The 19455-nt window shown below is 52.8% G+C and carries 17 protein-coding genes; 8 read left to right on the forward strand and 9 right to left on the reverse strand.

The window, feature by feature from the left end:
* Positions 1-103: 103 nt before the first annotated feature.
* Entirely contained in the window at positions 104-1099 is a 996-nt protein-coding gene (locus tag AC3IX1_RS30335) for a DNA-binding protein (RefSeq protein WP_489388826.1), read from the reverse strand.
* Positions 1100-1650: 551 nt separating this feature from the next.
* Between AC3IX1_RS30335 and AC3IX1_RS30340 the strand changes: the two genes are divergently transcribed.
* Together AC3IX1_RS30340 and AC3IX1_RS30345 are read left to right on the forward strand one after the other, a co-directional pair.
* Positions 1651-2322, forward strand: a complete 672-nt coding sequence (locus AC3IX1_RS30340; RefSeq protein WP_173678009.1) for a hypothetical protein — start codon at positions 1651-1653, stop codon at positions 2320-2322.
* Positions 2319-3470 carry a tyrosine-type recombinase/integrase gene (locus AC3IX1_RS30345; RefSeq protein ID WP_102599454.1) on the forward strand — a complete coding sequence of 384 codons (1152 nt, stop codon included), beginning with the start codon at positions 2319-2321 and terminating at the stop codon, positions 3468-3470. The genes AC3IX1_RS30340 and AC3IX1_RS30345 overlap by 4 nt, the downstream gene beginning before the upstream one ends.
* A 5-nt stretch (positions 3471-3475) precedes the next feature.
* Here AC3IX1_RS30345 and AC3IX1_RS30350 read toward each other — a convergent pair whose 3' ends face one another.
* Complete coding sequence (locus AC3IX1_RS30350) at positions 3476-3940, reverse strand: hypothetical protein (RefSeq protein WP_102599453.1); 465 nt, start codon at positions 3938-3940, stop codon at positions 3476-3478.
* A gap of 717 nt (positions 3941-4657) precedes the next feature.
* On the opposite strand from AC3IX1_RS30350, the gene AC3IX1_RS30355 reads away from it, so the two are divergent.
* The 5 genes from AC3IX1_RS30355 to AC3IX1_RS30375 all read left to right on the forward strand — a co-directional run bounded on the left by AC3IX1_RS30355 (position 4658) and on the right by AC3IX1_RS30375 (position 12744).
* On the forward strand, positions 4658-5779 hold the full coding sequence (locus AC3IX1_RS30355) for a ParA family protein (protein ID WP_102599451.1): 1122 nt from the start codon (positions 4658-4660) through the stop codon (positions 5777-5779).
* On the forward strand, positions 5776-6810 hold the full coding sequence (locus tag AC3IX1_RS30360) for a ParB/RepB/Spo0J family partition protein (protein WP_102599450.1): 1035 nt from the start codon (positions 5776-5778) through the stop codon (positions 6808-6810). The genes AC3IX1_RS30355 and AC3IX1_RS30360 overlap by 4 nt, the downstream gene beginning before the upstream one ends.
* Positions 6811-7060: 250 nt before the next feature.
* On the forward strand, positions 7061-7678 hold the full coding sequence (locus tag AC3IX1_RS30365) for a hypothetical protein (RefSeq protein ID WP_102599449.1): 618 nt from the start codon (positions 7061-7063) through the stop codon (positions 7676-7678).
* 1713 nt (positions 7679-9391) lie between these two features.
* Complete coding sequence (locus tag AC3IX1_RS30370; RefSeq protein ID WP_102599448.1) at positions 9392-9883, forward strand: hypothetical protein; 492 nt, start codon at positions 9392-9394, stop codon at positions 9881-9883.
* 1412 nt (positions 9884-11295) lie between these two features.
* Positions 11296-12744 (forward strand): RepB family plasmid replication initiator protein, encoded by a 1449-nt coding sequence (locus AC3IX1_RS30375; protein ID WP_173678011.1) that lies wholly within the window; start codon positions 11296-11298, stop codon positions 12742-12744.
* Positions 12745-12762: 18 nt separating this feature from the next.
* Here AC3IX1_RS30375 and AC3IX1_RS30380 read toward each other — a convergent pair whose 3' ends face one another.
* The 3 genes from AC3IX1_RS30380 to AC3IX1_RS30390 all read right to left on the reverse strand — a co-directional run bounded on the left by AC3IX1_RS30380 (position 12763) and on the right by AC3IX1_RS30390 (position 15269).
* Positions 12763-13710 (reverse strand): hypothetical protein, encoded by a 948-nt coding sequence (locus AC3IX1_RS30380; protein ID WP_102599447.1) that lies wholly within the window; start codon positions 13708-13710, stop codon positions 12763-12765.
* 125 nt (positions 13711-13835) lie between these two features.
* A complete protein-coding gene (locus tag AC3IX1_RS30385; RefSeq protein WP_102599446.1) occupies positions 13836-14495 on the reverse strand; it encodes a hypothetical protein in 660 nt (219 codons plus the stop codon).
* 18 nt (positions 14496-14513) lie between these two features.
* Positions 14514-15269, reverse strand: a complete 756-nt coding sequence (locus tag AC3IX1_RS30390; protein WP_489388827.1) for an HDOD domain-containing protein — start codon at positions 15267-15269, stop codon at positions 14514-14516.
* Positions 15270-15634: 365 nt separating this feature from the next.
* On the opposite strand from AC3IX1_RS30390, the gene AC3IX1_RS30395 reads away from it, so the two are divergent.
* Complete coding sequence (locus AC3IX1_RS30395) at positions 15635-16255, forward strand: hypothetical protein (RefSeq protein ID WP_102599444.1); 621 nt, start codon at positions 15635-15637, stop codon at positions 16253-16255.
* A 436-nt stretch (positions 16256-16691) separates the two neighbouring features.
* Here AC3IX1_RS30395 and AC3IX1_RS30400 read toward each other — a convergent pair whose 3' ends face one another.
* From AC3IX1_RS30400 to AC3IX1_RS30415, 4 genes are all read right to left on the reverse strand, one after another.
* Positions 16692-17849: a hypothetical protein gene (locus AC3IX1_RS30400; RefSeq protein WP_102599442.1), complete on the reverse strand. Its 1158-nt coding sequence runs from the start codon at positions 17847-17849 to the stop codon at positions 16692-16694.
* 26 nt (positions 17850-17875) lie between these two features.
* Positions 17876-18160, reverse strand: coding sequence for a hypothetical protein (locus AC3IX1_RS30405; RefSeq protein ID WP_102599441.1), 285 nt, complete (start codon positions 18158-18160; stop codon positions 17876-17878).
* Between the two features lie 171 nt (positions 18161-18331).
* Complete coding sequence (locus tag AC3IX1_RS30410) at positions 18332-18637, reverse strand: hypothetical protein (RefSeq protein ID WP_146013511.1); 306 nt, start codon at positions 18635-18637, stop codon at positions 18332-18334.
* 232 nt (positions 18638-18869) lie between these two features.
* The gene (locus AC3IX1_RS30415; RefSeq protein WP_146013512.1) at positions 18870-19424 is read right to left on the reverse strand and encodes a hypothetical protein; all 555 of its coding nucleotides are present in this window, start codon (positions 19422-19424) and stop codon (positions 18870-18872) included.
* Between the last annotated feature and the right edge of the window lie 31 nt (positions 19425-19455).

Below are 19455 nucleotides of genomic sequence, written 5' to 3' on the forward strand. Positions count from 1 at the left end.
GCGAAACGCGATCAAAACTCCCTGGCCAGCGCGATGCAGGCTGGGGAACTTGATCGGCGGCAGGCGCAGCGATTGAAAACCTTCCCGTCAACTGCCGGCCTCTTTATTTGTTGACAGGAGTCGTCGGCAGATCTTCATCCCTCTGCTCAGGCGCAATCACTTGGGGTTTGACGCTTTCGAGCAAGGCCGTTTGCAGCTTGTCATTCTGTTCGCTGAGTTGGGCGTTCCGTTGCTCCAGCTTCTCCAAGTTACGATCCGTGACCTCAAGTCGCCCGCGGAGTTGCGCCGCCTCATCACTGGCTTTTGATCGCAATTGCCGCAGCTGATCCTTCTCATTCCGCTCCCGCTCAAGCTCTTTGGTCAGCTTGTCGGTTTTGGTCTTCTCCTCATCACGTACCCTGGCCGTTTCTCGCATCAAGAAGTCTTGTGTCTTGACCAGTTCAACCTGGTGGCTTTCAGCCAAGGTGGTCAGATCCCTCTGGGAGCTTGCCCGCAGATCCGTCAACTGCTGTTGCAGGCTATCCACGTGCCCTTGAAGGCGCTGCTGTTCCTGCATATTCACGGCCAGCTGAGCCGCTGTTTTCTCTGTCTGGTCCTTCAGCTCCGCCGCCAACGCTTTACGTTCAGCCTCATTGGCCTGTAGCAGCTCCGTGAACCTGAGCTTGTCTGCCCGCAACCCCTCAATCTCGCGTGTCTGACCGTCGAACCGCTCGATGGCAGCCAGTTCATTGGCTTGGGCAGTTTCCATCGCTGCTACCGCGTTGTCTGCCTGAGCCTGTAGCTGCTGCCGTTCAATTTCATGCCCGGCAACAGCGGCGTTGAGTGCGACATCCCAGATTTTGTCGAAACTCGCACACACGTCATCGGGAATGCTTGGTCGCCGTAGCCGAGCACTCAGTGCTGGTCCGGCCTGCACCCAAAATTTCTTGACCTCATCGTTGACCAAGTTGGGGGATGCCGAGATGCCGTGCTCTGCGGCGATCATCTCCCGGATGGTTGACTGCCGAACCTCCTCGCCAAGGCCAAGCAGCCGTTCCGCGTATTGATGCACCAACAGCCGTGTGCTTTTCAGCTGAGCATTGGGTGACTGCTTTGTCATGGCTATCAGGGCTCCGTCATTGAAAGGTTTGCGCTAGTGGTAGTTCGGTTTTTCCATACCGCTTTTTTGCTAGGAGTTCACGAGACTCGAGCAAGCCACTTATCAGGCTCTGCGCCGAGGTCAATGATTCAGGCTTACGCTGAATATTGAACGAGCTGATTCAGCCGACGGCTCGAATCCTGACTGTTGTATCAATTACCGGTACGGGGTGTGTGGTGCTGAATTCAACGATTTACTTCTGGCTCATTCGGTTCATCACGGACGAACGACTGGCCGAAAAATTCCAGAAAAAACAACGCGTTACGTATGTAAACGGCAACGCCATGGACGCTCGGAAGTGGTCTCCGTAGAATTCTACAACATTTCATACTGAAACCAATACGATTCCTATTAGGAAATACGATAATTCGTGATAACCATAATTATCACGACTTTTCATAAGGAGGGGTGGCCGTTAGATCAATCTAGCAGTAGCTCACATTTGTGCGGAATGGGTTGCCGTTTCGATAAAACCCTTTAGAATCGGGTTTTTAATTAAAAAGACTTGCGCTGTGGATCAAGCCAAATCACGCAAAGTGGAAAAGGGTTCGCCCTTCTTACGCCCAGCGAAGCTTTCTCGAGAGGCCTTCAAAGCGTTCATTGAACAGCGTGGCTGGCGAATGGCCGACGTGGCTTGCCGGTGGTCAATCCGGCCGGAGCACTTGAGCAGGATTGCGGCGGACGAGGACCGTGATCTGAAATGGGATGACCTGGTGCGATCGCTGCCGGCATTGAGCGCCTTCGAGCGATCGTGTGTGACAGCGGCTAGGCTTTCCATCATTCCGCCAAAAACCCGCAGACGCAAAGGGCAGCCCATTGTCGAACCGGTCCAATCGGTAGACCCTGAGTCGGCCGGCGCCGTAGTGCAAACTGATCCACCGTTCAAGTGGGAGCATGGCGACGACGAGGGCGAGGATGAAGCGTTCTCGCCGGGCGTCGACGGCTTCCGTTACCGCAGCTATCTGTCGCGGGGCTCAGAACTGGTGGTCGTGCAGGAGATCGATGGCTTTGCCCGCGAGCATGCCATCCTGGTCGTAACCGCTACCCGGGTCGGCGTCGACCCCGCCGGCGGAGCACAGGAAGAGTACCAATGCGAGTCAGCGACGGGTGATCGGCGGTGGTTTGCACCGGATCAGATTGACGATTGGCTGGTGTCCAACGGAAAAATGCGAGATCTACGATGACAAAATCAGTTACAAGCATGCTCAGTCGGTTAGATTTCCAGTCCAACGCCGTGATCGCTCTGCTCGATTCCGATGTAGTGGTGGAACCGAGTCAACATCCCGACTTGATCCAAGCCAACAGCGACATCGAGGCGGCGGCGATATGGGTGAATACCACCGCCACCAATCCGAAGTCTCGCCGGGTCATGCGCAAGGAGGTGGAGCGATTCATCTTCTGGTCCCAGTACACTCGCGGGAAGCAACTGTCTCAGATCAACGTCATGGACGTGAACGACTACGCCACTTTCCTGGCCGATCCTCAGCCCCGCGAGTTGTGGGTCAGTGAAACCAAGTATCCGCGTAAACACGAGCAGTGGCGCCCGTTTGCAGGACCGCTCAGCCTAAGCTCGCAGCGCTATGCCCTGATGCAAATTGGTAGCATGTACGCATGGATGGTCAAGGGCGGTAGACTCAAAGGTAACCCGGTCGGCCTAGTACGCAAGCCGCATGCGCCGGAGGACAACACGATCAAGCGCTTACTGCCTGAAGAAGGCATTGCCCTCGCCTTTGAAGCAATCAGCCTGACCAAAAGCCCACGCAAGCGAGCGCGGGATCACTTTATGTTCAGCCTGTATTACCTGACCGGTGTGCGAACCTTTGAGGCGACCACCTCCAACATGAGCAGCCTCAAATGCTCGGCCAATGGGACCTGGTGGCTGACTGTTCTCGGTAAACGCAACAAAGTCCGTGAAGTACCCATTTCCGAGGAGCTGTACCAGGACCTGCGGCTATATAGAGAGACCTTCGGTTTGCCGCCGGATATACCTGCGAAAGATCCAACCCCCCTCCTCCTAGCCGCCAATTCGAAACTCAAAAGGGCGCACACCAGCACAGTGCTCAAAGCCATCATCGAGATCATGACCCGGGCGGCGGGCCTGGCCATTCAGCGCGAACAATTTGAACTGGCCGACCGACTATCGGAAGCGACAACCCACTGGCTTCGTCACTCCTGCTTCAGCCATCTGGCAAAAGCCACGGGCGATCTGGTGATGATCAAATCGTTGGCTGGCCACAGCAAGATCGAAACCACTAGCCGTTACCTGCACACCGAAAACGATAACCTGCATGCCAGAGTGGTTCAGACACTGAGCACGCCGCGGCTCAAATAGCTCAGTTATTGCTTTGGCGCACCCCGGGACGCTTTTTGGGCATCCAAGTATTTAAGGGCTTCGACGCCAATCCAGAATGCCAGTTTCCCATCGGCATCATGGCTGGCTTTTTCAAGCCTCTTGAATTCGTCCAAGGGCAAGCCGGCGCCCCTCAGGAGCGCATGGAAAGCCTTCATGGAGTTATTCAGAACATCCAGTCCACCGCCTTCCAGGACGATCGTCAGCGGCTCAGTCAGTATTGGTGGTGGTGCTATGTCCCCAACGTCGGTGGTGTGCGCAGGGTCATTTAAGTGATTCGGCGCATCCGACTGCGCTGCCTTGCGCTCAACTTCGGCAACCTCGACCTCGTACTTTGCCTCGGCCCAGTCCAAGAAGCCGCCGGGTTCTCCACCGCCCTCAAAAAACTCTTCTCGTAACGCTTCATAATGCTCACCGTCGTTGTGGTGCAGCCATTCGTTGAAACTTTTCATGCTCTGCGCTCCGGGTGAACAGGCGCGAAACCCGCGCCCTGGTACTGCCGAACCCCTCACGGCGTGCTTGTGTGTAGCGGTTGCTCGGCTTTTCCTACTCGTTTGCCTTGTGGTTCGCTTCTTCGCGCCACTTGCTTTCAGCGCTTGACTTGGTAGTACCGCGGACATCTATTCGCTCCCCGCGAAATTCCGCATACGCACGGTATGACTTCCCACCCTTAACTATCCAACCCTGGACCTGCTCACCGTCAATTACGGTTGAAAACTCAACTGCTGCGCTCATTGCCTACGTGCTCATGTGGTTATTAATGAAGCCAGCTTGCCGTCACGACAGCAAGTCGTGTGCATTTCGGAGAGCGAGTCGCGGCCTCCTGACAAGAATATCAGCCAGCCCATCGTGACGTTCACGGAAGATGCCGGCAGGTCATCGAGCGCCCCCCCTGTGCGAAAGACCCCTTCCCTGCTGCCCTAGGTGCTCGTACTTGGCACGTACACCAAGCCAGTGATTAGCCATTGTCTGTTTCAACGTGCGGCATTAGATACTTAGCTGATTATTCGCAATCCATAGGGTATTGATCATTAATTTGCCTTTTTACTATATGAAGCTACAGTGCAAATGACGATTTCTATGCGGGTATCACCCCATTTTGTCTTGTATCAGCTGATACATCCGGTACAGAATGGCCCCATTCGTACTTTCACTCGCCGGTGCCGCACATGAATGCAGCTACAGAACAACTCGATCAATACACGTTCACCGACTTCACTTCCTTGAGATACAGCCCGAAATTCGTAGCGGAAAGCTTGCAGATCAGCTCGCAAACCCTGAAAGCGATCGAGAAGGATAACGACCTCACAATCGACCGAATTCGTGGGCCTGTCGGTGTTCGTAGTTACTCACTGATTGATATGTTCCGCATTGCTGCAATCCGCCGCCAGAACGGCAATACCAAAGGCCTTGGTCGACAAATCACGATCAGCACCTACGTACAAAAAGGCGGCACTGCAAAAACCACCACCACTTGCAACACGGGGATTTTGTCAGCGCTGGCAGGCTATAAAACGCTGATCATCGACAACGATCCTCAGGCAGACGTTTCCAGCATGTTGGGCTATGACCCAGATCAGACGACTGAGGAACTTGCCGAGCTTGGTCTACCGGTGGACCGTGCGGTTGAAGGCCATTTGGGCAACTTGATGCGCCTCGGGTCAACCTTCCCGCCCATGGATCTGGATCAGGTGATCAAGAAACCTTTCGGCGAGGATGGCCCTCACCTGATTCCCGCATTCGATTCGCTTGACGACATGGATGTGGTCCTTCGAAACGCGCAAGGCGCTGACTTTCGGTATTCGTTGTTCATTGAGCGGGCTCGGCAAGGCAAGGTCCCGCATTGCGACCTGTCCAGCTACGACGTGATCATCATGGACAACGCCCCATCTGGCACCATGCTTTCGCGTAACAGCCTCGCCGCTGCGGATTTCTTGTTGTGCCCAATACGCATGGACAAATTTTCGTTTCGAGCATTGTCGCGACTGGCTTTCAAGATCAATGACATGAGCGCGGATTTCGGGCGGGCCCCTGAAATCATCGCGATTCCGACGATGTACATCAGGAACCGTCCTCGTATTCAAGCCAACTTGGCTAGGCTTTCTTCGCTGTTCCCGGGTAAGGTGACCGAGCAGCAGTTGATCCATTCCGAGGACTATTCGAAGAGCCTGGAGGATGGCATCCCGCTGGTGCTCTGGAAACAAGGTACCGAAAACTCCCTCGGCGCCTTCCGTAAGGTATTCGACGAAGTCATGGAACGCGCTAAGTCCGTGCTGGAGAAATCCAAATGAGGAGAACCAGTCCTATCGGCAAACCCTCGGTCATCGCTACCGAGGGCAGTAGCATTCAGGGCGTCTCAGTCCCAAAAACTATGCCTGAGGCACATCTGAAACCGATGGAAGAGGTTCTTCGGCAGATGGGCCTGTCTGATGATCCAGCCGCTGAAACTCCGTCACCTCCGAACGGTGCGTTGGTATCCGCTGCACGTCACTTTGAGCCAGGTCCTGCGGATGTCGTGTTGGCCACGGAGAAGCTTCCAGGCGAAGTGATGTTTCTTCAGATGTCGCTCATTCGCAAGGGGAAGTACCAGCCCCGCCGAGTGTTTGACCAGGAGAAGCTTGCCCTACTCGCGAATACCATCGAAGACAACGGCGGACTCAACAACGCGATCGTTGTTCGGCCTCTGCCAGATGGGAACTTCGAGCTGATTGCTGGCGAACGTCGCTTCCTGGCGCACGAGCTGTTGCGCAAACACACCATCTACGCCCTTGTCCGTCACCTCACTGATGAAGAAGCGGCCGTACTGTCCGTTGCGGATAACGACGCTCGCGAAGACCTTACCGATTTTGAACGAGGCGTCAGCTACAAGCAGCTGCTCGACGACAAGATCGTTCAGAACCAGACTGAGCTGTCCCGTCGGGTCGGTCGCAGCATGGCCACCATCAGCCGATGCCTGGCGTACTTCAAGCTGCCCGCGCCAGTCATTGGAATGCTTGAGGAAAATCCGGAACTCATCGGTAACAGGGTCGTGGCTGACCTGGTCGCGCTTTCTGACCAAGGCCATACAGAAACGGTCATTGCTGCCGCCTCGAGAATTCGCGACGGCTCCTCCCAGGACAGCTCAATCAACTGGGCCAAGAGCGAAGTCCGTAAAAAGGAGCATCCGCACACTCCATCGCCTCCCAAGCACATTGCTTACAAGGAGCGCACCCAGCTGGATGCGCGCATTGACGGGCGTAAAGTGATCCTGACACCACCAAAAGGTGTCAATCCAGAAGAGGTCCTAAAGTACCTGGAGGAGATGCTCAAAGACCCTTCGTAGCAACTGCGCCGCAATCAGAAATCGCCACTGGAGACGGTGGCGTGATTTCGATTTGTATCTCCTCCCCCGCGGTCCCCCTCTCAGCTGCATACCTGTCGAACAGCATTCTTTACCTCACGCGAAGCTTTCCGCCGGTGCCGTATGGGCGCCCACGCCACTTGTCAGCGGTCTTGCCCAGCTATTGCGTGCATTAACTGCTGTGCAGACGGTATCTTGATCACCATAAAGCCAAGACGACTGGATATGCCGTATGCACAACTACCCCGCGGAATCGCTCGATATTCAAGCTCGCTTGCACGGTTTTGGTCTGAAGCCGAACCACCTGATGCTGATTGGGTCGTTTGTCGTTGCGTATGGGCTTTTCGAGACAACACTGGAGCGTGCACTTTGGACTCTCTCGGAAACTGACGTGGCGGGCATACGGCCCTTTACCGAAAAACTAAAGTCTGAAGAGCAATTCAAGATGCTTGGTGAAGGGAACCCCAAGCTCAGCGATAAGTGCAACGCCGTGCTGAAGGTTGCCGCGCAAGTCGCGGAGGATTTGAACGATTACCGTAACAGCCTCGTTCATGGCTATCTGCTTTCGTTTGGCGCTGACAGTACACCGTCATTTATGAAGAATCCTGGCTGGCACGATGTGAAGCGGAACAAGCCTGTTGGCGATGCCTATATTCAGGAGCCATTTCAGGATCTTGTCCTGATCGCTGCTTGGGCGCTCTTTAAGATTGTGCAACTAGCGGAGAAGTCTCTGGCCGATCCAGCAGCACAGCGTGCCATTGAAGCCTTGGCAGACGACGTGAATCGAGCGAGAAGCTACGCCAACGAAACGCGGCACTTGTGTATGTTGATGAATCACGAGAAGTACTAAGGGCAGTATCTCAACCTTGTTCGGGTATCCTCCAGGACGACTCGAACGGCGGCGGTCTCTCGCTACCGCCGGCACATCGCGAGGTCACTCCCCTCTGGATCACACCCTCGACACTAGGCCCATAGCTTTGAGCATCCTGGGCCTGACCTAGCCCCCCCTACTTTAAAGCCCTAAAATGCTCCCAACCTGTTGATTTTTAAAGGGTGGATTTCTGGCTCACTCATTTTCACTGTGAAATATCGGTAGATCTGGTCTTTTTCACTGTGAAAAACCTTCAAAGCGCTGTCTGTTTTTCACTGTGAAAAACCCCCTTTCTTCATATCCAACTGTCCTCCCTTTCGGCTATTCAAACTCGCAGGCGCAAACACTTGCGGCACCTTATCAATCGAAGCCTTTGCCCCGTAAGCCGTACCCATATACTCCTAGCAGTGGGAGCTATGCACTATCCACAGCGCACTGCGCACTGCGCACTACGTAGTGTGCATTGCCTACTGCGCAGTGCGAACTACCCACTGAGTGCCCCATTAAGGGAGTGTATTACAGCCGCCTGAGCTAAGAATGGGTAAGCTTTCTTTCGGCAGCCCAGGGCGTCTACCCCTTGTTTTTCACTGTGAAAACCTACCCCCCTCGATTTGCTCTAATCAGCGTCAGATCTGTTTCGAGCGGGTTTTCACAGTGAAAATTCTCGCTTCTATTTTTCACCGTGAAAATAGCTCGGTCGCATTCAGCGCTTAGGCTCAACCAGATTTCGCCAGCTCTCGTTTTCACAGTGAAATTACCGACCATGCAGCTGTGCATGTTGTTAGCGATCCATAGGCGCCTCCGACCGGTACGTCGCGCTGCTGATGAACAGCTACCTGTTCACCACAGGTTTTCACTGTGAAAAGGTTATTTCCACTAACCATGCCCTTACACCAGGTCAGCCCTGATCCGTCCCTGCGAGCCTCCTGAAAAAGCAACACCGGTCTACAGCTCGTTTTCACTGTGAAAACCCTGCCGCGACATGCGTACTCGAACCGTAGACCTTCTGGTTAACCTTATGAACTTCCCAAGGATTTAACGGGCTGAGCCACGACTCCGTTACCAGATCTTCGGGCAGAACCTTTTCTCTATGAAAACAGGCAGATAGTGGAGTCTGGCGTTACGCGAGCAGATACAGGTTTTCACTGTGAAAGACTCACGCGACTTAACTCTGGCCATCTGTCTGCCGGCGTCGCCCAAACGATGGGCGCACAGACTGAACGCCAGAAGACCCCGTGAGGCCGTCGCAGGCTTATCGACCAGAATGTTTTCACAGTGAAAACCTAAAGACAGAGGCACCGTACTTAAGACACGTAGCTAGAGGTTTTCACCGTGAAAACCTGCTCTACGGCGATGGCGGGATTTTTTCGGGTTTACCATCAATGTCCAAATCGTGGAAAAGGCATCGATGATAGGGCGCCGTAGGTTTTCACTGTGAAATGTCACGTTCCTGAGCCTGCAAGCCGAAGCCAAGGCAATGAGCAATTTTCACTGTGAAAATAGTTAAACGCACCTGTTTCATGCCAGCGCCGGCACCGGACAGGGCGGAGCGCTACTGCCAACCGAATGGCGTTATTTAATACCGAATACATATAGCTACGTGTTAGCAGTCGATTACAATGCCGTGTGATTCATACCGAGTTACACCCAAAGGCTCAATTTAAGCCAACCCTAAATACCTCGGAGATGCACATGACTTCTATTGCACTGGTACTCGCTGACGGCTCTGGAACCATTTTCGAAAACACCGATCGGTCGTCTGAGCGAGCCCCGCTGTTTATCGGGTATGTCGAGTTCTTACTTAATAAGGAAAAAAGCCAAAAGCTCAAACTCGACGTCGCAGTCTGGGTGAAGCAAAAAGCCAATTCGGAAGAGAAGTTTTATTCACTCTCGATCGGAGGCATCAATGCCAGCCTGTTCAAAGAGAGCGAAAAGGTGGGTGACGGCCCTGACTACGCAGGTAGTTTTGGCTTCAACCATGAAATGCGCATCGCAGGCTGGAAGAAGCTCGGCGTCAACGGCGCCAAGGATTACATCAGCCTTGCCATTTCACCCAGGGTGAAGAATGCTTCCCAAGCTGCACCACAGCAGAACACGGCATCAACTCCATCCCCAGCGCAATCGCCGGTAAATGCACAAACCCCGCAGCCTGTAGACACTGGTGATCCAGCGTTTCAGTTCTAGGATCCAGATAACCCCCCCGACCCTGCACGCACGTGCGGGGTTTTTTTTGCCAGATTCCAGGCAGGCGCTACTTCTATATATAGCTGGCAAGGAGCACATCACCGTCAACACCACCTACAGCGGCATCGGGCACTACGGCAAACCAAAGGAATGCCCTCTTAGTTACGCTGATCCTGGGCTGACGTACATGCCCATCCCCCACAATGAAGTGAAGGCGGATCCTTCGATCAGGCACACGTCCAATTTGCCGATACCTGCACGCCGGCGCCCTCTGGCCGGGTGCACACGGTTGCGCGAGCGTGCCAGGCGGACAAAACACACCCCAGGCGAGTGGTCTTTGCCATGGCACAGTTGGCTATCCACACTGCTCAGCCTGGTGCGAACGGGTTTTCACAATCACCGGCGAAGTCGTCGGCCTCAAATGTGCCACGGTTAGTTGAGCTCCATTCGGGAATCGGCAGAATCACGAGAATAGACCTACAGCCCTAAAACACGGGGCCATACAGGCAAATGTGCCATCGTTAGAGACCATAAACCTCGATCCATCAGGAAATGTGCCATCGTTAGATTTTGCGCTGAGTTGCTCTTTTCTGAAATGTGCCAGCGTTAGGGGTTATAGCCAGACACGATTACAGACGCTTTTCACTGTGAAAACAGTTGCTGACGTGATCGATTCAGAGCGCAGGCACAGCGTTGCTACAGGGCCATATAGGGGGGACCGGAAGGGGTTTCTGGGACTAAGGGACGATGAGCCTACTTAATGTGCCATCTATAGGGGACCGTCGACGCTCATAGCCCCTTGATCTACTTAGCAAAACCCAAATGTGCCATCGCTAGAGCATTGCTAAAGTAAACCGCCAGAAATGGCTCCCAGCAGTTCCATCGTTCTGGCTGTGATGTGCCACGGTTAGATAGGCACAAGTGAAAATCATCTCACCCCAATTTGATGGAAGCCTTTAAATACGCGGGTTACAGATGATGTGCCATCGCTAGTGGGTAATTTCACTAAGCGGGGCACAATTGGAGGATGGATCTAACGATGGCACATGAATGCCCTAATGGAGGCACATTTCACTAAGCCTGGCACAGCACTGCTCTAACGAGGGCACAAATGGCACGAGCGCTGGCACTATAGGCCCTAACGATGGCACACAAAAAGCGCTGGAGGCCTTATAAACCGTGGCTTTGCGGGGTCCACTAACAAAGCTTCTAAAAAGCAGTAAAAACAGAAACAAGCTGTTGTTAGTTTTTTTGGACTGACCAGGCGAGAAGCAAAAGCGGAAAAGCTGACCGTTCAAGCTGAACACTAACCATGGAACAATTCGACCCTGAAGATGGCACCGAGAAAAGATTGACCCCATCTCAAACGTTCGGGTAATGTGCCACCACAGTCACCCAATGGCACATTTGAGATGGACACCTCTTCAACACGACCACGAACTAAACGGACACCTGATGCGCCGACTGGTGAGGACAAAACTCCCACGAAGCGAAAGCGTGCTCCGAAAATTCTGGTGGTCAGGGAGATTGAACCCTCAAAAGCTGTTGAGCTGAAGAAAGCTGTTGAAGCCCTGGCGATGCGAAACGTTTCAACGACCAGTGATTTCACATTCCTGCAACGCAAGCTGTACAACACACTAACTCAGTTCGCCCAACAGAGGCCAGACACTGAGATGGTCCACGATATCCCAATCAAGTTGGTTGAGGAACACGTGGGTCATACGACCTCGAATAGCAGGGACCACCTGAAAAAAGTCCTAAAGGGCATGACCCAGGTACAAGTGGAGTTCGATTACAAAGGCGAAAGCCCAGGTCGAAAAAGTGGGTGGGGCGTCGCAAACTTGATCGCTGAAGCCTATATCCTTGATGACAATCAGACAATCCGCTACTCATTCCCCGCAGAATTGAAACGCCGGTTACTCGATCCGACAATTTTCAATCTGATTGATCTGCGAATGCAGTATCACTTCACAAGCTACTCCGCGCTCTCTCTGCACGAGCTCGTATCCCGATACTACGGGTTCTCTCAGAAAGAAACCTTTCGCGAGCATTGGACCGCCTGGAGCGTCCTGCTATCAGGTTCAGCAACCCCGCATGAGGAATTTCGAGACTTCAATAAAATGCTTGGCCGTGCAGTCGACCAGGTCAACAGTATTGAAGGGCGTTTCAAAATCGAAGTCGTCATGACCAAAAACAACCGCAAGTACGACAAGCTATGGTTCAAGCTTGAGCCCCTGATGCAACCTGAGCTTGGGCTATCGCCAGCACCAGAGATCGTAGGCGCTGAGGTTTCTAAGCGGCTGAAGGCTCTGTCCTTGAGTGCCAAGGACATCGAAGAGCTGGGAATGAGTCATGATGAGGAGTACCTGCTGGCACAAGCGGACTACACCGAAGCGCAGATGAAGAAAAAGGACTCTGTCGCCAGTCCTGCTGCTTACTTCAAAGCAGCCGTAACCAACAACTACGCTAAGGCGCCAAGCAAGCAGAAACCGGCAGTCTCAACGGATGCCCCGGCTCCTGCACCGAAACCGCCAAAGACTGTCAAAAAGCCTGCGGCCGCTACGCAGACTGCACCGGCGAATCAAATGAATGTCCTTCTCGAGCAATGGGGTGCTGCACAGCGCACAACAATCCGCGACGAGATCAATGCGCAGAGCCCGGAAGAGCTGCAATTGCTGTTGGCGAAGTACGAGCCGCAGCTGAAGAAGGACGATCTGGCTTACAAGCAATACAAGTCGAAGGGCTTGAGTCCAATGGTGCTGAATTGCCTAGTGGCGATCATTTTTGAAGATCGCTTCAAGGAAGCCCCAACATCAGACCAGCTGTTGCAATTCCTGCTATCCGCGAATGCAGGCGTCTAAGCATAGAAGGTGAGGGGTTCAACCCTGCGAGGATGCCATGAGGCCGGTTCGTTTGATCAGGGCCAGCAGCGATTCAGCAGTGAGGAAAGGGGCATTTTTCAACATTTGCTCCATCACCAACGTGATAACCGAATAGCAATCACCTGGTCCGATCGGTAACGACCTCGAGGCCAGACCCTTAGCATTCACCGATAAAAACACTTTGCCTGGCTGGTTTTCCAGAGAGAACCATTTTTCGTTCTGCGCACCGTGGCCTTTGCCATCGAACTTGCTCTGGATTTGAAGCAAAGTTGCCAGCACCGAGGGTAGCTCCCGTGTCGACAGCTGAATCGCGATCTTGTCTTCCCAGTTGTAGGTGCGGGTACCAGACGCCAAAGCCGCTTCAATCCGAATGGTGTGCTCTTCGGTCCGGGTCTGATCGGCAGAGAAGCAAACTGCAACCTTCCCGCCATACACGTGCCGGTTCACATAGTTTTTTCCGGATTGCTGCTTCTGCGGCTCATCAGGTTGGCCAACCGCTACACCAACATCGACAGAGCCATTGGAAACGTCGTTGGCCGCTTCGACCACATCTCTGCCCGCAGGCCTATTGAAATCGGCATGTAATGCCTTGGCGTAGGTCCTACGCAGGTACCCGCCGTCGCCGTTTTCTGGGCAACCGCTATCTACCCAGCGCTTCAGTGCCTTTGCAAATACAGGCCCCTCTTCACGGCCGATGGCAACAAGCAAAGGAATGCTTGGCGCAGTTAATTTCGCGGTGGCCAGGCGGTCGGTAACCACGGGGAGAACTGAGAAAAAGATGCCTTGGAGATAAGCAATCGATTGAGCGTCGCCAGCGTTTGCGCGTTCAATCGAGGAGGTGAGGGTGCTGCCCTCGAGAGTGTGTATCTCCTCCAGCACCTCTATCGAGGGGGCCGGTATTTTTAGGCGGAGGAGGTCAGAGGTGGTCACGCGTGCATTGAACATTTTTCAAGTCCTGGGCAAAAGGAAGATCCAACCAGTAGGCCTGGCTCAGATCTTAGCAATCATCCAGTATCTTATCAATACGTGTTATTTCCGTGCATTTTACGCGGGTAATCGTGGGCGATTTTTTACAGTATCTCTACGTCCAAAGCATGGTTCAGCTCGGACTCAATGTCGACCGCAATACCATCAATCATGAAGTCGTTTGGCTTGATCACACCAAGGGCCATCATCACCAATGGCGTCCCCATATCCAGGTGTTTTGCGAGGACTCGAATGGCCTCCAAATCCTTCAACGTCGGCATGGGTTTACCAACACGCCAGGACCGAAGCTTCAATAATGGTATCTGCGTCTTTTCCGCTGCCTCCCTCAGATCGGTAGACCACGTTGCGGCAATCAGTTCATCAATGATGAATTCAGCTGAGCCGGCGACGTTCGATTTCGTGACGGAGTCAAAGTAGTCCGCGGCTTCTCGGCTGTCTTGTGCATTTGAAGATGACTTGAACACAGCGGAGGACTGGATCAAGCAATAATCCGACCAGCAGAACACGTCTGCCATTTGCAGCACACGAAACCCGGAGCAGCCTAAGAATGCGGCAATTTTATCGATACGTTTGCGATCCAGAACATCGAGTAACACATGCGGCTTGGACCTCGACACATCGCCGAAGCAACTGGCAAGAGAGTCCGCAGTGAATCCACACTGATTACTGGCGACTGCGAACGGGACAGATAGCAGATCGCTTCTGTCAATTATGGCCTGATAAAGGCGGAGCCCTTTAAGCACGACGAATCCTTTTCGTTTTCATACAATCATCAAATTCACCGAAGCGGATACCCTATCTCGGCTGACAGCCCACCAATCTTGAGCTAAGCCGAATCCGAAAATGACATTGGGATCAACACGTTCGGTAACAGAAGATTCATCCAACCCCGAGACAACACTAAAAGCGAAGGCCGAGGATACTGATAGCAATTGGCCAAGCTTATCGGGTAGTGGCTCAACATTGGAATACGTGAGCAACGCTTTTTGGATAGCCACCGGGAATTTCCAACGTTTGAGGAGCTCAGCGGCCACCTCCGCGTTGTCAAAGTCTAGTAGATCCATTTCAACTTCTCGGCGTTTCATAAAGTCCAAAGGGCCTACGTGTTGAATTACTTCCGACGCCTCATCCGGCATGACAAGGTGAATCAATAGCACGCCTAAACCCTGCATCAATCCTGTCGTGAATGCCTCATCACGGTCATGGTCTGTTTTTGCGGCCAGGTGAGAAGCCATGAACGCAGTATGAAGCCCCATTTTCCAATAGGCGGGCATATCGATGCCTTGCACTTCTGGAATCGCTTTCATCAGACCGTTCGTAATGATAGTGGTTCGCAGCGTGTGTATCCCGATGGTCGAAATTGCATCCTCGAGACGCGACACTGACCCGCTACGGCCAAAATAAGCGGAGTTGGCTGTTCTCAGCACCTTCGCTGCCAAGACCTGGTCAGCGCTTATATTTTTCACGATGTTCGACAGAGGAACCGCGGAGTCCTTTGTCATCTCGTACAGGTCCATGACAACAGTCGAGATCGTTGGCAGTGCTGCGGGTCGTTTGAATATCCGCTCCAGGTTTCTCATAGTCTCTCGCAGGTTAGGTCGATTCGCGGTGCGAATTGTAGCGTTGGGTGCAGGGTGACCCCAACGATTCGGGTGGCTCTCGCAGAAATTGGCCGCAATATCCTAGTCCGTATGGTAATTCCCAAGGGCCACTATAATCACCCATAACGCATAACAGCACTCGACGAGGATTCAAAATAGCCTTGACAGTATCCATGAGTACTGTTCCGTGTGAGCACGATTATAACTTCCTGTTGACCATCTCCTGTTGCAAGGCCGTTAGGCGGAACGCCTCAACTGCATACTCTTTCAGGAGATTCCCCATGATTCAGCAATCACAAACTACTCAACTCAATTCTCGGTCCCTGCGCATTTCAGGTCTTTTCCCTAGTGGGGAAGCCTTCAGTGATGTGGTGGACGCTGACACCTCCTATGAAGCCATGATCCGTGTCATCTCCCAGTGCCGTTACAGCGACGCCGGCGGTGATCTTGAAGTCATCCGTGTGGCCGATGCGCGTACAGGCGCTCAGCTCACTGAGGCGCTTCTTTCCGCGGATCAGGATCTTCTGCGTGAGGTGGATGCTGTTGAGTACGTGCTTCACACAGTTCAAACTTCCCTCGACACTGGGCGCACCTCTTGGTCTGACGAGAAGTCTGCCGAGCTTCGCGCCTTCGTTGAGTTCTTCGACCTCGTGCTGTCCCAGGCTCCGGGTGTTTTTGATGGGCTGTGTTCAGGCCAATCACTGACGTCCGATGATGAGATCACGATCGTGTTCGAGGATTCCAGAAGCTTAGAGACTGAGCTTGTGCCGGCCGACGCGCTTTATGCGTTGGCGACTGTGGCGCTGGAGGAGGGGAGGGTTGCCGCTGCCTATCAGGTTCTCACGATGGCCAGCTTCACCCGCGTTGCATTGAGTCAGGCCTGCATCAGGGCGCTGACATAAGAGAAACCTTCTGGACCAAGTCCAGAAGGTTTTTTTTTGCTCACCAGATTATTTTCACCGGCTCCAGGTCTCGGACGAGGGCCGTCAAGTTCTCTTGTATAAGGACAGTATTCCCCTCGATCAGAACTCGCTGTGATTCAAATTCCGGGGTTTGCTGCCAGTGAGTTCTGTGCACTGGAATCAAGCAGGGCATACGTCCCGTTAAGTCCGACACGATAAACGAGTAGAACTCTTCACTACCCCGGGTGAGAACCGTGGGAGGGCTGGTAATTACGTAGAGACCATGAAACGCCATACCAGGTCCCAATGTCGCGATATGGTGGTGGTGGCCAGAAGCTGCGTATGCATCATAAAGACAAATCATGGTGTACGTTCCGTACCGAGCCGAGCTTTCAACGATGAAAAAAAACCCCGCTTCTGAGGCGGGGGTTTTGGGTTATTTGGCTAACCGCTGCTCGAGCATGTGGGAAAACCGCTTCTCGTATTCATCGATCCACTGTTCGTACCTGGCCAGTGCCGTAGGGTCAGGTTTGGTTTCGTCGTTGCGCCAGCGGTAGATCGTCATTTTGGTCACGCCCAGCATGGTGGCGAGATCTTCATCGTTCTTGGGATTGAGGCGTGTTTCCCATTCTTTGAAAATCTGGCTCATCGGCCGGTTGAATCGCTTCAACCGCTCGACGCGAAGCGGCTCTTCTGCAAACAGCGCCCGGGCCTTGTTCATTACGTCGTCTGGTACCGAAGCTGTTCGCCCATAGATGTAGGAGGAAAGCCGCGGGAGACCAATGCCGAGTGCAAAAGCATAGTCCTGGTTACGAAGGCCCAGCTTGTTGCCGATGTCGACCAATTCTTGCTGATCGACAGATAGCTCGGTGCGCCCGCGTGCTTTCTTTTCCCCAGTAGTGGGTTGTGAATTGCGCTGGGCGGTGGATGCCGGTGTTTCAATTTCGTCATCGGTTTCTTGTTTTTGAAGTACAAGACGCACTAGGGGGTCTTGTTCCATCTGGAATACTCCGGAATCTGCCACAGTCTGTTCTCCGCTTATCACCCGTTGAAGTGCCTCTGCCATCCGCTTTGTGGCAGTTTGAGTGTCTATTTCACGATCGTGATCGATTTCTTCATGATCCACCAGAGTCGATTGCCCTATCTCCTCACCCCTTTCCAGCATGTCCTCAATAGAACTGTGATTCACGACCAGTTTCTGGCGGTCTCGAAAAACCTCACGGGTCACATTGTTGGCGACGGCGTAAACGACAGCATAGACAGCGTCGGTGTCGACAGTCTTGGGGAGCTGGGAGTGAAAGAACACCTCCATAACGCGTTGCAATACCTCATCAAAATCATTGAGGTCACAGCCGTTCTTTTTGGCTTTTACGCGGCAGATTTTGCGAACGCGCTCGTCTTGATTCATCGCATAGGCGATTCGATTGACGAGGAGAGGGGAGCGATCGCCATCCAAAATGTACTTCTCGCACAGTTTTTCGAATGGCGACTTTTTCCCAGGGGGGCTCAGGAGGGAGTCAGGGATATCGCTGGTGTTTCTATCTTGCTCCGGATTCAGTTCCAACTCCGGAGCTTTTGCTTGTTCTGCTGCCATAGAGGGGCTCGTTGATTCAGAAAATCCTACGCAGCCACGTTGTCCACAGTTCGATCCAGACGGGGGAGAACAACCTCTCTGAAATGCTCCAAGGAACTGGACACCTCAAGTAGGACTTTCATGCCTGCTGCCAGGATCTCAGTTCGGATCTCTGGGTATTCAAGCATGGAGCGTTCAATGCGTTCATTCACCTCCTGCACCTGGCTTGTCAGTAGACGTCCGTTAATCCCGGCTTCAATAAGCGGGGCCTGACCAAGCACAACACCGAGAGCATCCAAGCCAATCTCGATTGGGGTGTATTCGTGGTTCATGAAGCATTACCTCTGGTAGCGACCACTGTGGGCTGCTGAAGTTGATTATACGTACGTGACAGATTGCGTCAATCGAATCCATAACGCGTAAGTAGAAGATGCAATCGGTTCGAAAAACTGTTTCCGTGCAGCGCGAGGGTGTGAAACTAGAAGGGTGGACCGTGCCAGCTGTTAGATACAGGTGGCCTGAATCGCGTTTTCGAAACTGGACAAAGCGCCATGCATTTCTGCCAGCGATGCGGCATGAGTCGAAGCAATCAAGATTCCGGCCAGCAGGATTTCCGCTTTGGCTTCAGGGAAGTCACTCATTGCGGTAACCATGCAATGAGTTGTGCATGGGACATTGCAGTCTTTTTGGTACCTGGGGCAGCGGGGCGTTCCATCGACGGAAAGACAGCCAAGCGAAGTAAGCCCGATTTCCGTTGCGCCGTGATTGTTGTCAAAGCCATATGACATATAAGTAACCATAATATCCATCGAATTCCGTTAGGTTGGATCCACGATGGAAATTATAGGTAACTGTTAAACGCGTGGTCAATAAAAAGGCGCCATAAATGTTACCGTTTCCTTACACTTTAGTGCGTGCAAAAATTGGTATGCGTCTTTTTTGTAGACCAAAACTTGAATATTGCTCGTTAGGGCTAATGTAAACAAAAAATATAGGAAAAAAAACCGTCGCCAAAAAAATGGCGACGGTTTTTGGTGGGTTTCACAAAAAAATGCAGTCTGGCTTCACAAAAATCTCTTCAGGCTCTTGTGTAGAAGGGGAGTCAGCGTTGGTGAAAAGCGAAAGCGTTGTCCCGATTGGGGGCTCTGGACTGCGGGCTCCAGATAGAGTTGACGGCTTGGGACCTAGTAGGGCACACCTCGGATTAGAGACCTTGGTTGTTTGTTTCTGTGGAGACAGTCCTTTCCCATATGGAAGACTTGTTATCGGTTGCTCACCCTTTCTTTTAGGTGGGTATGGAATATCACGGAGATCGTAGTCTTTTTGTTTGGTATCCGATGTCTTTACTTCTCTATCTGGTTTAGTCGGCGACGTTAATTGCTTTGTTTTTTGGGTAGTAACTTCGATACTTTTTTCTGGAGGGTAATACGTGAAATATCCCGTATTCACCAGAGAGTAAAAAGGCATGCTAATTCCAATGCTGATTGGAATTAAGATCCACAGGTAAGTACGACCTCCGCACACCGCTAAAGTTAAACCAATGGCAGCTAAAGCCAGGCAAACCGATTGACTTGCCGAGAGTTTGATTTTGCGCATACCCGCTCCAATAAATAGTCCTCGTGCTTGG

This window comes from Pseudomonas sp. KH_046_2 (genome assembly GCF_057838985.1).